The sequence below is a fragment of the Curtobacterium luteum genome (genome assembly GCF_001475545.1).
Taxonomy (GTDB): Bacteria; Actinomycetota; Actinomycetes; order Actinomycetales; family Microbacteriaceae; genus Curtobacterium; species Curtobacterium luteum_A.
In genome coordinates this window covers 1-12754 of sequence record NZ_LDQC01000108.1, presented here as the reverse complement: position 1 = coordinate 12754, position 12754 = coordinate 1, and the positions used below count along the sequence as shown (strand labels likewise).

Here is a 12754-nt window from a genome sequence, read left to right as displayed (position 1 = left end):
TGCCGGGCGTGACGGTGCGGTCGGCGCTGCTGCCGCCCCCGTGTGCGGGATCATGGACGCATGCCGCGTGATCTCGTCCGTCGTGCCGCCCGCCGACTCCGCCGCGCGCTGACCGCCGGTGGGACCACGCCGGCCGACCCCGCGCCACTGCCCGTCGTGGGCTACGTCGTGGCGGGTGCGGACGGTGCGCACCCGGCGTCGGCGCACGTGCGCGTGGTCCGCCGCACCGAGCACCTCGCGGCATCCGGCACGGCAACGGTCCGGCAGGTCGACGCCGGTGCGTTCGTGGACGGTGCGGACGACACGGACGTCGACGTCGTGCTCGTCCAGCGCGACGTCCTGCCCCGCGCATCCGTCGCGCCGTTCCTCGACGCCGCGCGCAGTCGGGGTGTCCGGGTCGTCGCCGAGGTCGACGACGACTTCTTCACCGACTCCGGCAGGCAGCGGCTCGCCCGCGCCGAGTACGACCCGGACCGGCTCGCGTCGATCGACGCCCTCGTGCGCGGAGCCGACGTCGTCGTGGTCAGCACGGAGGAGCTCGCCGAGGTCGTCCGTCCCATCGCCCGGGACACGGTGGTCGTGCGGAACGCGCTCGACCCGTCGCTCTGGACCGCGGGGGCGCCGACGACGACCGACGACCTCCCCGCCGACGAGCACCGCGTCCTCTACATGGGCACGCTGACGCACGCGGCCGACCTCGAGCTCCTGCGGGACGTGTTCACCGACCTCGTCGCGTCCGACGGCCAGCCGATCCGGCTCGAGGTCATCGGTGTCGCGGAGGGCGACGCGGACTGGTACCGCCGCGTCGAGGTGCCCGACGGCCACTACCCGGCGTTCGCCCGGTGGCTGGTCGACCACCGGCAGCGCTGGCGTGCCGGCGTCGCACCGCTGCGCGACGAGGTGTTCAACCGGGCGAAGAGCGACCTCAAGGCCATCGAGTACGTCGCGCTCGGGCTGCCCGCCGTCGTGTCCGACCGCCCCTCGTACGCCGAGGCAGCGGCCCACGGGGTCGTCGCCGTCCCCGACGACGCCGCTGCGTGGCGCGCGGCCGTGGTCGCCGCCGTCGACCGGGGCGAGGCCGACCCCGGGGCCGCCGCGTGGGTCGCCCAGGAGCGGATGATCGGCGCCGACGGCGACGCCTGGCGTCGGGTGCTGCTCGGCTAGGCTCGTCACGTGACCGACACCGCTGCCCCTGCCCAGCCGCTCGTCTCGATCATCATGGGGTCGGACTCCGACTGGCCGACCATGCGTGCCGCCGCCGACACGCTCACCGAGCTCGGCATCGCGTTCGAGGCCGACGTCGTCTCCGCCCACCGCACGCCCGACAAGATGACCCGGTTCGCGCGGGGTGCCGCAGCACGGGGCATCCGGGTGGTGATCGCAGGTGCCGGTGGCGCTGCGCACCTCCCCGGCATGGTGGCGTCGATGACGACCCTGCCCGTGATCGGGGTCCCGGTGCAGCTCGCGCGGCTCGACGGTCTCGACTCGCTCCTGTCGATCGTGCAGATGCCCGCGGGCATCCCGGTCGCGACGATGGCGATCAACGGTGCGGCGAACGCCGGACTCCTCGCCGCACGCATCATCGGCAGCGCGGACCCGGTGGTCGCCGCGCGGCTCGCCGACCACGCGGACGGGCTGGAGAAGCTCGTCGAGGAGAAGGCGGCGCGGCTGCGAGACTCGCTCTGACGGCGCGCGAGCACCCGCGCTGACGGCGCGAGCACCCGCGGCTCACCCCGTTCGGCTGCGCTCGAAGGACCGCAGCAGGAACCCGCCGTCGCGTCGGTCGGTGACCACCCGCCAGCCGTCGGCCACGAGCTGCTGCTGCATGCGCTTCGGCGCGTCGTCCGTCGGCTGCCCCACGAACCAGACACGGTCGACACCGGACAGGTCGGGCAGCGGATCGGTGGCGCTCCGACGCTGCGCCCAGAGCTGCCCGATGTCGACGGCACTGCGTTCCAGGGTCAGGTCCCGCATCCCGGCGAAGGCCTCCGGGTAGGCAGCGGCGACGAACTCCGTCGTGCGGTTGACGTGGAGCGGCAGCGGGCCGTAGTACACCGCGTCGCGGGTACCCCGCGGCTCCGCGGCGCGCAGTCGTGTCAGGTCCGCTGCCGCCTGCGCCCAGGTCGACGAGTCCTTCGCCGCCGGGAGCCGCTGGATGTGCCACTGCGGTTGCGCGAGCACGACGATCACCGCGAGCCCGAGCGCCGAGACGACCCGCCACGGCACGAGCGTCAGGCCGAGCGCGATCGCCAGGGCGACGAACGGCGTCGCGAAGGTGAAGTACCGCGCGTTGTACAGCGGGTGCGTCAGCATCGTCGCGGCGATGACCACGACGGGCGGGAGCACGATGACCGGGAGCGTCACCTCGACCGCCGGGACACGCGCGCGCAGTCGCGGCACGACGACCGTCCCGACGGCGCCGACCACGACGAGCGCCCAGCCGACCCACGCGAGCACCGTGCCGGACATGAAGAACTGCACCGTGAACACCAGCGTGCGCAGCAGCGGTCCCCAGTGGAGCTCGGGGAGGGAGAACAGCTGCGCACCCGTCTCGCCGGATGCCAGCCGGACGAACGGCAACAGCAGGAGGGCCGCCGTCGTGGTCGGGACGAGCCACCACAGCGCCGCACGCAGGTGCGACCCGCGGCCGCCCGGACCGCGGCGCCGCAGCACCCACAGCAGGAGCGTCACGGCGTGGGCCGCCACGACGAGGACGCCGTAGACGAACAGCAGGCCGCTGAGGAGCACCAGGACGCCGTACAGCACCCACCAGACCCACGGGCGTCCTCGCCGCTGCACGGTGCGACGAACGGCGACCACGAGGACAAGCGTGAGCACGACGGAGACGACCGCGGTGGCGGCGTACGACCGCCCCTCCGTCCCGGCCCAGGTCACACGGGGCAGGACGGCGAAGACGAGGCCGGCGACGATGCCGGTCCACCGACCGGCCAGACGGTCGCCGAGGACCACGGTGAACGCCGCCGCGACTCCGACCGCCAGGGCGCTCGGCAGTCGCAGCGTGAACGGCGAGTAGGGCACGACCGTGAACCAGAGGTGCAGGGCGGCGTAGTACAGCCCGTGCACAGCGTCGATGTGGTGCACCATGCGCCAGAGTTCGGGGAGGGACCGGCGCGCCGCGCTCATGGTGGCGGCTTCGTCCGCCCACGCCGAGGGCACCCACGAACCGATCGCCGAGACGAGGGCGGCGAGCACCCCGACGAGGACGGGGACGAGCCAGAGCGGCACCGCTCGGCGGACCGCTCGCCCGGGGGCCGCGGCGCTCGAGGGGTCCTTCGCGGTCGGAGCGTCGAGCTCCTGGTCGGCTGCTGGCATCGTGTCCCCGTCGGTGCGCGAGTTCGGTCCGTCCGAACGCTAGCAAGCTCGCGCGACCGGGAACTGGACCGGTGCCGTCAGAGGTCGGCGTGCAACTGCCAGGTCTCCAAGGCTGCGTCGTTCCAGTCGAACATCCGCGCGCGGTCCGGACCGGCGACGGCCAGCTGCGACGCGAGCAACGGGTCGTTCACCACCTGGTACACGGCCTGCGCGAGCCGCTCGGCGTAGGAGTCGCGTGGATCACGGGCCACGGTCACGCCGGCGTCGGACGCGACCTCGCTGACCGCCGCGTCGTCGGAGTGGATGACCGGCGTGCCGAAGCTCATCGCTTCGATCACGGGGAGACCGAAGCCCTCGGCCAGGCTCGGGAACACGAACACGGTGGCCCGGTCGTACGCCACGGCGAGGTCGGCGTCGTCGATCCGTCCGAGGACCTTCACCCGGTCACGGGCGAGGCCGGCCCGTTCGGCGGTGCCGTAGACGTCGACGTCACCCCACCCGTCGGGTCCGGCGATGACGAGCGGGACGTCCTGCGGTGCGTCCGGGTGCGCCATCGCCTCGATGAGGTGGGCGAGCCCCTTCCGCGGCTCGAGGGTCCCCACGGCGAGCACGTAGCGCTCGGGCAGGCCCAGCCGCTCGGCACGGAGGTCCGCGTCGACCGGGGTCCGGAGCCGGCCGCTCGGGGCGCCGCCGATCACCCGCAGACGGTCGTCGAACCGGTGGATCTCGTTGAGCGCCCCGGCGACCGCGTGGGTCGGCACGACCACGGCGTCGGCGTACTTGTACGCGCGCTTGATCATGGCGCGGTGGAAGTGCACTCCGCGCGGCGTGAGGGTCTCCGGGTGGGTCCACGGAACGGTGTCGTGCACGGTCACGACGCTCTGCCGGCCGGGGAACTGCACGCGGTCGTGCTTCACCAGCGGCGCGAGCACGCTCGGGGCGTGCACCATCTCCTTCGCGAGACCGCCGACCATCCCGCCCTGCCAGGCGAGCGAGAGCTCACGGCGGGGGAGCGCGAGCCGCTGGAGCTCGGAGAGCCCGGGCAGGAGTGTCTCGAGACGGCGGAGGTCGTCGTTCCCGACGGCCGAGACCACCGCTGCGACGTCGCATCCCTCCGGCGCGTTCGCGACCAGGTGGCGGGTGAGCTCCTCCGCGTAGCGGCCGATCCCGCCGGGGACGGGGGCCACCACCTGGTCGACGACGACGTGGAGAGTGGTCATGCTGGCGTGCTCCTCGTCGTGGTCGTGGTGCCGTGACCCGGCTGGCTGACCCTACCAGGGGGGGACGGGGAGGACCCCGTGACGGACCGGCGGTGCATCCGTCCGGCGCGGGCATGCGTCCGGCGCGACGCGACGACGGCCTGGAGGCGTCGCACCGGTCCGGTGTCGTGCCTCCAGGCCGTCCCTGGTCGCGTCGGCGACCCCGGCTCAGGCCTGCAGTGCGCCCGCCTGCACGGCGGCGCGCAGCGCCTCGCGCCAGTCGCGCATCGACGCCAGCCCGGCGCGCGACCAGCCGTCGTGGCCGAGGACGCTGTAGGTCGGCCGCGGCGCGGGCCGGACGAACGCGGTGCTGTCGGTGGGCAGCACCCGCTCGGGGTCGAGACCCAGCTCGGCGTAGATGGCGCGGGTGAAGTCGTACCAGGACCCCTGCCCGGCGTTCGTGCCGTGGTAGACGCCCGCCGGGGCGTCGCGGTCCACGAGCTCGACGATCCGCGCGGCGAGGTCCCCGGTCCACGTGGGCTGCCCGACCTGGTCCGTGACGACGCTCACGGTGTCGTGCGACGCCGCGAGGCGGAGCATCGTGGCTGCGAAGTTCGGACCGTGCGCGCCGTAGATCCACGCGGTCCGGACCACGTACGACGAGTCCGGGGCGATGTCACGGACGAACGCCTCGCCCGCGGCCTTCGACCGGCCGTACGCGTTGATCGGGTCGGTCGGCGCGTCCTCCGCGTAGGGCGCCGTGCCGTTGCCGTCGAACACGTAGTCCGTCGACACGGTGAGGAGCTTCGCCCCGTGCCGGACCGCGGCCTCGGCGAGGAGCTTCGGCCCCGTGGCGTTGACGGCGTACGCGTCGTCCTCGTGGGTCTCGGCGTCGTCGACCTTGGTGTAGGCCGCCGAGTTGATGACCACGTCGTGCCCGGCGACGGCCGCGTCGACGGCGTCGGCGTCGGTGATGTCGAGGTCTGCGCGGCCGAAGGCCGTGACGTCACGTCCGGCGAGGGCGTGCTGGAGGTCCTGGCCGAGCATGCCGGCCGCCCCCGTGATGAGGTATCGCGTCATGGTGTCGTGGATCCCGTCGGGGTCGGTCGTGCCGCTCAGCTGAGCGCCGCACGCTCCTTGAGGGGCTCCCACCAGGCGCGGTTGTCCCGATACCACTGCACGACGTCGGCGAGGCCCTGCTCGAACGGGACCTGCGGCTCGTAGCCGAGCTCCTCGCGGATCTTCGTGATGTCCACCGAGTAGCGGAGGTCGTGGCCGAGCCGGTCGGCGACGCGGTCGACGCTCGACCAGTCGTGGCCGGTGGCGTCGAGGAGGAGCTGCGTGAGTTCCTTGTTCGTCAGCTCGGTGCCGCCGCCGATGTTGTAGACCTCGCCGGCACGGCCCTTGACGAGCACGAGCGCGATGCCGCGGCAGTGGTCGTCGACGTGCAGCCAGTCGCGGACGTTGTTGCCCTCGCCGTACAGCGGCACGTGCTTGCCGTCGATGAGGTTCGTCACGAACAGGGGGATGACCTTCTCCGGGAAGTGGTACGGCCCGTAGTTGTTCGAGCAGCGCGTGATCGACAGGTTCATGCCGTGCGTGCGGTGGTAGCTGCGCGCGAGCAGGTCGCTGCCGGCCTTCGACGCCGAGTAGGGGGAGTTCGGCTCGAGCGGGCGGTCCTCGGTCCAGGAGCCCTCGCTGATCGAGCCGTAGACCTCGTCGGTCGAGACGTGCACGAAGCGCTCGGTGCCGTGGCGGAGCGCGGCGTCGAGCAGGCGTTGGGTGCCGACGACGTTGGTCTCGACGAAGATCCCGGAGTCGCGGACGGAGCGGTCGACGTGCGACTCGGCGGCGAAGTGGACGATCGCGTCGACGGTCGGGACGACCTCGTCGAGCTTCTCGGCGTCGCGGATGTCACCGTGCACGAAGGTGTAGCGCGGCGAGTCGGCGACCGGTGCCAGGTTGGCCTCGTTGCCCGAGTAGGTCAGCGCGTCGTAGACCACGACCTCGGCGCCCTCGAGGCCCGGGTAGGCGTCCTCCAGGGTGCGGCGGACGAAGTTCGAGCCGATGAAGCCGGCCCCTCCGGTGACGAGGATCTTCACGAGGCAGGTTCCTTTGCGTTGTCACCGGCGGCGCCGGTGTGGTCGTTGGATCGAGGACCGATGCTAGCAAGCACCGGCTCAGGCGCCGGTGCGCGCACGCCGTCGGCGTCGACCGGCGACGACGACGACCGTGCTGACCAGGACGGCGAGCACGACGGTGCTCCCCGTGACGAGCCAGCCGGTGGCCAGGCGCGGGACGGTGTAGTACACACGGACCGTGTGCTCGCCCTCCGGCACCCACACCGCTCCACCCGCGTTGTCGGCGGCGACCAGGTCGACGGGCTTCCCGTCGACGGTGGCGTGCCACCCCGGACGCTGCACCGAGTCCATCACCACGAGCCAGCCGGCGCCGGATGCGTCGACCTTCGCGATCGTCTCGCTGGTGTCCCCGGGCTGCAGGGCCACCTCCGCGTCGGCCCCGGTGTCCGCTCGGTGGTCGGTCTGCTCGCTGAGGACGACCGTGTCGGCCGGGAGCGAGTGGTCCGCGAGCGTGTCGACCCGACCGTACTTGGTCGACACGACGCGCTGGTCCGACGCCCAGCGGACCCGGTCGAGCGCCGTGTCGCGCTCGTAGATCGTCGCGTCGCCGGTGTGGACGACGGACACGCCCTGACCCGCGACCGGACGGAACAGCGTGAGCACGGCCTTGCCGTCGTCGTCGGTGCCGATCGGGACGAGCTTCGACTGCCCGGTGATCGTGATCCGTGCGTGCCACGACGTGGTCCTGGGGATGTCCGAGCCCTCGACGGCGACGTTCCGGGGGCCACCCATCGCGGGCACCCAGCTCTCCGTCGACGTCAGGGTCTTCCCCGTGGCGTCGTCGATCAGCGACACGGTGAGCGTCATGCCGTCCGTCGACGTCGTCAGTGCCGGCGGGCCGGTGATCGTCATCCCGTTGACCGGCCCCGTGTGGCTCGCCGAGTCCACCGAGGGGTTCGACGCCGTCAGGTCCGACCACTTCGTCTGCGGTGCCCCCGCTTCGCTCGTGCCCGCGACGGGTGCCGAGGGGTCGGCGACGATGTACTTCGTGGCGACCCGGTCGAGGATCGCCGAGTCGACCAGCTCGGGGATCTCGTTCGGCTGGAACGTCAGGTAGGACGCCGTCGGGTAGGTCTTCGGATCGACCTTGCGCATGAGCTGCTTCCACTCGGCGGTCTGGAACGCGTGACCGGTCGTCGAGCGGATGCGGTAGTAGGACGCCGAGCCCGGCAGGGTGGCGCTGCCCGTGGTGGCGTAGCGGTCCTGGTCGCTGACGTGCTCCTGGAGGTACCGGATCGCGGGGGACGACGGGTAGAAGGTCGAGTTCGACGCGATCGGCCACCACGGCTGCGTGGCGACGACCGCGGGCGCGGCGACCCCGGCGGCGACCAGGACCGCGGCGGTGACCCGGACGACGCGGTTCCGGAGCAGCCACGCCGCGAGGACGCAGACCGCGACCCCTGCGCCGACCAGGCCGACCGCGAGCGTCTCGAGCTTGGTCCGGTGCACGTAGTCGGTCGGCACGGTCTCGAGCGCGAGGGCGGTCTGCAGTCCGACGGCGGCGGTGAAGAGCACGACGAGCACCACGGTCGCGACGCGGGTGGCGCGGCGCAGCGGGGTCGCCCGTCGGAACCGGGCGAGTTCGTCCCGGAGGACCTCGGCGTCGGCGACCCGGCCGAAGCCGATGCCGGCGACGACGGCCGCGAAGAAGCCGACGACGACGCGGGCGCGCCCGATCGGGTTGCTGTCGAAGACGGGCAGCTCACGGGCCGCCGCCAGGATCGGTCCGCCGAGGAAGACGAGCACCACGCTGAACGCCAGGAGTGCCGCAGCGATCGGCAGGACCCCGCGCCGGCGACGGCGGCTGGTGTCGTCGAGCGTCACCGCCGGGTCGAGCCGCGGGCGCAGCAGCACCGCTGCGGCGATGAGGACGATCGCACCGATGCCGAGGTACGAGTACTCCTCGACGGGGTTGCGGGCACTCCACGCCGCGCCGGTGCTCGCCAGCGAGGAGATGTCCGGGATCCAGGAGCTGACCATCGGGTTCGAGCCGAGGCCGCTGCCGCCGCTCTGCCCGCGACCGTTGAAGTCCACGACGTTCGAGGCGCTGATCGCGAACGGGACGAGCTGCCAGGCCGACAGCAGGACGCCGAGCACGATGCCGCCGATCGCGATCGCAGCGCTGACGAGCACACCCCGGACCGCCCGGTGCACCACGATCGTGCGGGCCAGGAAGAAGAACCCGCCGACGAAGAGCGCGTAGCCGACGACCGCCGGGAAGCCGCCGAGCAGCATGCTCATCACGACGAGGCCGACGCTCAGCAGGTCGCGGGCCTTCAGCTCGACCGCGGCCCGGTCGATCGCCCAGAAGAGCAGCGGGATGAACGCCGCCACGCGGGTCTGCGGCCAGTTCGACCACGCGACCATGAACCCGGACGAGGCGAAGACGAGCGACGCGATCGGCCACGCCGCGCGCGGGACACCCCAGCGTCGGAGCAGGAGGGACATGCCGACCGTGACGGCCACGATCTCGAGCAGCTTCACCGCACCGGCCGCGTAGGTGAACGGGAGGATCCACCACGGGAGCGAGAGCGGGGACCACGCGCCCGAGTTCGGCACGCCGCCGAGTTCGACACCGCCGGCGACGTACGGGTTCCAGGCGCCGAAGACGCCCTCGTGCGCGAGTCGGACGAGGAGCGTCGTCTGCGGCGTCACGCTGTCGAGCGTGTCGCTGGACAGGATGTTCGTGGAGTTCTGGAGCGTCTCGAGCGACTCACCCCACGGGGTGTACCGGCTGAGCAACCCGGTGTTGAGGAACGTCCCCTGCCCGAGGAGCGCCGGTCCGATCGTGAACGCGACGAAGGCGACGAGGGCTGCCCACGCCGCCACCTCGATCCACGAGGAGGGGCGTCGGAGCCAGAGGGCGAAGCGGGTTCGGCGGTCGAGGTCCATCGCGTCGCGCTCAGTCACCGTAGCGCTGCAGCTTCTGGAGGTCGAGCTGTTCCTCGGCCAGCGTCCGGTTCAGCCGGGTGAGGTCCGCGACGACGCCGATCACGACCGCGAGCACAGCGGTGATGAGCAGGACCACGCCGAGGATGATCGACTGCAGGTGGTTACCAGGGGTGTGCATCGCGAGGAGCACGAGGTAGCGCACGAGCGGCCACAGCCCCAGCGCGCCGAGGACCGCCGCGACCCAGGCGAAGAGCGCCATCGGCCGGTACATGAGGTAGACGCGTGCGATCGCGGAGCCGGACTGGAACATGTGCTGCCAGATGTTGCTGAACAGCCGGGACTCACGCGTCTTCGGGTTCGTCGTGATCGGCACCGACGCGATCGCGAGGCGCTTGTAGCCGGCCTGCACGATGGTCTCCATGCAGTAGCTGAAGCGCGTCACGATGTTCAGCCGGATGAGGGAGTACTTCGAGTACGCGCGGAACCCGCTCGCCGCGTCGGGGAGGTCGAGGCCGGCCGCCCGCGATGCCACCCAGGACCCGAAGCGCTGCATGAGCTTCTTGAACCCGGAGAAGTGCTCGATCGTGCGGGTCTGGCGGTCGCCGATGACGATCTCCGCCTCCTTCCGGAGGATCGGCTGCACGAGCTCGGCGATCTGGGCCTGCGGGTACTGGTTGTCGCCGTCGGTGTTGACCACGATGTCGGCGCCGTGCAGGAGCGCGTAGTCCACGCCGTCGCGGAACGACCGGGCCAGGCCCATGTTCGTGGTGTGGTGCACGAAGTGCTTGACGCCGTGCTCCTTCGCGACCTCGACGGTGCGGTCCGTGCTGCCGTCGTCGATGACGAGGATCTCGACCTCGTCGATGCCGTCGATCTCGCGCGGGATGGAGTCGATGACGCTGGCGAGGGTGTTCTCCTCGTTGAGACAGGGGATCTGTACGAACAACTTCACGGGGCTGCAGGTCTCGTTTCGATGTCTGACGGGGGCGCGAGGCCTCAACAGCCTAGTGCGAACGTGCGTGCGGGGAGTGGAACGTGGTGTACCAGCCGGCTTGCTAGGCTGCCGTGGTGCAGATCCGCGAACTCAAGATCCCCGGCGCGTGGGAGTTCACGCCCGTGCAGCACGGCGACGCACGAGGAGCGTTCCTCGAGGCCTACCGCGCCGACGTCCTCGAGGAGACGGTGGGCCACGCGCTCGACCTCCGCCAGGTGAACATGTCGATCTCCTCGGCCGGCGTCGCCCGGGGCATCCACTACGCCCTCGTCGCCCCGAGCCAGGCGAAGTACGTCACCGCCGTCCGCGGCGCGTTCATCGACTACATCGTCGACATCCGCGTCGGGTCGCCGACCTTCGGGCAGTGGGACTCGGTGCGGATCGACGACGTCGACCGCAGGGCCGTCTACCTGTCCGAGGGGCTCGGCCACGCGATCGTCGCGCTCGAGGACCGCTCCACGGTGAACTACCTCGTCAGCGCCCACTACGACCCGCAGCGCGAGAAGGGGATCACGATCCTCGACCCGACGGTCGGGCTCGAGCTGCCCGAGGGCCTCGGCGAGCCCGTGCTGTCCGAGAAGGACACGACGGCGCCGACGCTCGAACAGGCCGCCGAGCAGGGGCTGCTGCCGACCTACGAGGAAGCGGTGGCCTACACCGAGTCCCTCCGGACCAAGAAGTAAGGGGCTCCACGTGAAGGGCATCATCCTCGCCGGTGGATCCGGCACGCGGCTCTGGCCGATCACCAAGGGCATCAGCAAGCAGCTCATGCCGATCTACGACAAGCCGATGGTCTACTACCCGCTGTCGACGCTGATGATGGCCGGCATCCGCGAGGTGCTGGTGATCACGACGCCGGAGTACAACGAGCAGTTCAAGGCCCTGCTCGGGGACGGCTCGGCACTGGGCATGGACATCCAGTACGCCGTGCAGCCGAGCCCGGACGGCCTCGCGCAGGCGTTCGTCATCGGCGAGGACTTCATCGGTGACGACAGCGTCGCGCTCGTCCTCGGCGACAACATCTTCCACGGCACGGGCCTCGGCACGAACCTGCGGAAGAACACCGACGTGCAGGGCGCCACGATCTTCGCCTACCACGTGGCCGACCCGACGGCGTACGGCGTGGTCGAGTTCGACGACGACTTCACGGCCGTCTCCATCGAGGAGAAGCCGACCGAGCCCAAGTCGAACTACGCGGTGCCCGGTCTGTACTTCTACGACAACAAGGTCATCGGGATCGCCAAGACGATCGAACCGAGCGCGCGTGGAGAGCTCGAGATCTCGACGGTGAACGAGCGCTACCTCGAGGCCGGCGAGCTCGGTGTCCAGGTCCTCGACCGCGGCACCGCCTGGCTCGACACCGGCACGTTCGAGTCGATGATGCAGGCCTCCGAGTACGTCAAGGTGATCGAGGACCGGCAGGGCTTCAAGATCGGCTGCATCGAGGAGATCGCCTGGCGCAACGGCTGGATCGACGATGCGCAGCTCGCCGAGCTCGCGGCACCGCTGGTCAAGGGCGGGTACGGCGTGTACCTGCAGCGCCTGCTCGACGCCTGATCCGACCGTGGGCCTGTTCCGCCGGACGCGCCGCCCCGACGACGGGGCCGCCGCCGACACCGGCCGGGAGGCCCGGAACGGCCCCGCCGCGTCGGCCGACGTCGTGCGCGTCAGCGGCTGGGACGGCGACCTGCCGCACCTCGACGCGACGGTCACCGTGGTCGTCACGACCCGCTCCGACCGGCACGCCGAGGTCCCGCGGCTCGTGGCCGTCGCGCGCGGTGCGTTCGGCGGCGACGTCGACGTGCGCGTGGTGTCCTACGTCGCGGACGCCTCGCCGCGCGACGGCTTCGACCCGACGCTGCCCTGGGTGCGTCGGGAACACGTGGACGGCATCGGGTCCGCGGTGAACGCGGGGGTCGCGAGGGGGGCGGGCCGGACGCTCGTGCTCGTCGACACGTCGGTGCGGCTCGACGCCGCGGCGCTCATCGCACTCGCCCGCCCCGGCGACGGCCCCGTCCAGGCGCTCGTGCAGACCGCGGCGGGCGAGCTCCGCGGCGGTGCGCGCCTCGTGCGTCCCGGTGCCCTGCCGTGGTCGGACGACCGTGGTGACCGGGCGACGGACGTGCTGCTCGGCGCGGACCAGCCGGCCGTCTCGGTGCCGCAGCGGGCGGTCGTGCCGGCACCGTGCCTCCCGG

General features: G+C 71.8%; 11 protein-coding genes. 5 read left to right on the top strand and 6 right to left on the bottom strand.

Going from position 1 to position 12754, the window contains the following annotated elements; genetic code table 11:
* Positions 1 to 60: 60 nt before the first annotated feature.
* Together NS184_RS15590 and purE are read left to right on the top strand one after the other, a co-directional pair.
* Entirely contained in the window at positions 61 to 1164 is a 1104-nt protein-coding gene (locus tag NS184_RS15590; protein ID WP_058727015.1) for a glycosyltransferase, read from the top strand.
* A gap of 9 nt (positions 1165 to 1173) precedes the next feature.
* On the top strand, positions 1174 to 1686 hold the full coding sequence (gene purE / locus NS184_RS15585; RefSeq protein ID WP_058727014.1) for a 5-(carboxyamino)imidazole ribonucleotide mutase: 513 nt from the start codon (positions 1174 to 1176) through the stop codon (positions 1684 to 1686).
* Between the two features lie 42 nt (positions 1687 to 1728).
* On the opposite strand, the gene NS184_RS15580 is transcribed toward purE, so the two are convergent.
* The 6 genes from NS184_RS15580 to NS184_RS15555 form a co-directional block, all read right to left on the bottom strand.
* Positions 1729 to 3333, bottom strand: coding sequence for a glycosyltransferase family 39 protein (locus tag NS184_RS15580; protein WP_058727013.1), 1605 nt, complete (start codon positions 3331 to 3333; stop codon positions 1729 to 1731).
* 77 nt (positions 3334 to 3410) lie between these two features.
* Positions 3411 to 4553 (bottom strand): glycosyltransferase family 4 protein, encoded by a 1143-nt coding sequence (locus NS184_RS15575; RefSeq protein ID WP_058727012.1) that lies wholly within the window; start codon positions 4551 to 4553, stop codon positions 3411 to 3413.
* Between the two features lie 207 nt (positions 4554 to 4760).
* The gene (rfbD, locus tag NS184_RS15570) at positions 4761 to 5612 is read right to left on the bottom strand and encodes a dTDP-4-dehydrorhamnose reductase (RefSeq protein ID WP_058727011.1); all 852 of its coding nucleotides are present in this window, start codon (positions 5610 to 5612) and stop codon (positions 4761 to 4763) included.
* A gap of 35 nt (positions 5613 to 5647) precedes the next feature.
* A complete protein-coding gene (gene rfbB / locus NS184_RS15565; RefSeq protein WP_058727010.1) occupies positions 5648 to 6634 on the bottom strand; it encodes a dTDP-glucose 4,6-dehydratase in 987 nt (328 codons plus the stop codon).
* A 78-nt stretch (positions 6635 to 6712) separates the two neighbouring features.
* Positions 6713 to 9583 (bottom strand): hypothetical protein, encoded by a 2871-nt coding sequence (locus tag NS184_RS18430; RefSeq protein WP_193750502.1) that lies wholly within the window; start codon positions 9581 to 9583, stop codon positions 6713 to 6715.
* Complete coding sequence (locus NS184_RS15555) at positions 9576 to 10517, bottom strand: glycosyltransferase family 2 protein (RefSeq protein ID WP_058727008.1); 942 nt, start codon at positions 10515 to 10517, stop codon at positions 9576 to 9578. Before NS184_RS15555 ends, NS184_RS18430 begins: the two co-directional genes overlap by 8 nt.
* A gap of 116 nt (positions 10518 to 10633) precedes the next feature.
* Here NS184_RS15555 and NS184_RS15550 point away from each other — a divergent pair, with 116 nt between their 5' ends.
* The 3 genes from NS184_RS15550 to NS184_RS15540 all read left to right on the top strand — a co-directional run.
* Complete coding sequence (locus tag NS184_RS15550; RefSeq protein ID WP_058727016.1) at positions 10634 to 11242, top strand: dTDP-4-dehydrorhamnose 3,5-epimerase family protein; 609 nt, start codon at positions 10634 to 10636, stop codon at positions 11240 to 11242.
* A 10-nt stretch (positions 11243 to 11252) separates the two neighbouring features.
* Entirely contained in the window at positions 11253 to 12116 is an 864-nt protein-coding gene (gene rfbA / locus NS184_RS15545; RefSeq protein ID WP_058727007.1) for a glucose-1-phosphate thymidylyltransferase RfbA, read from the top strand.
* 7 nt (positions 12117 to 12123) lie between these two features.
* Positions 12124 to 12754, top strand: a 631-nt coding sequence (locus NS184_RS15540; protein ID WP_206556296.1) for a hypothetical protein, incomplete at its 3' end; no start/stop codon positions are given.

Excerpts from the sequence above, each read along its gene's own strand:
- rfbD (WP_058727011.1), bottom strand. The coding sequence starts at position 5,612 with ATGACGCGATACCTCATCACGGGGGCGGCCGGCATGCTCGGCCAGGAC.
- NS184_RS15580 (WP_058727013.1), bottom strand. The coding sequence starts at position 3,333 with ATGCCAGCAGCCGACCAGGAGCTCGACGCTCCGACCGCGAAGGACCCC.
- NS184_RS15590 (WP_058727015.1), top strand. The coding sequence starts at position 61 with ATGCCGCGTGATCTCGTCCGTCGTGCCGCCCGCCGACTCCGCCGCGCG.
- NS184_RS15575 (WP_058727012.1), bottom strand. The coding sequence starts at position 4,553 with ATGACCACTCTCCACGTCGTCGTCGACCAGGTGGTGGCCCCCGTCCCC.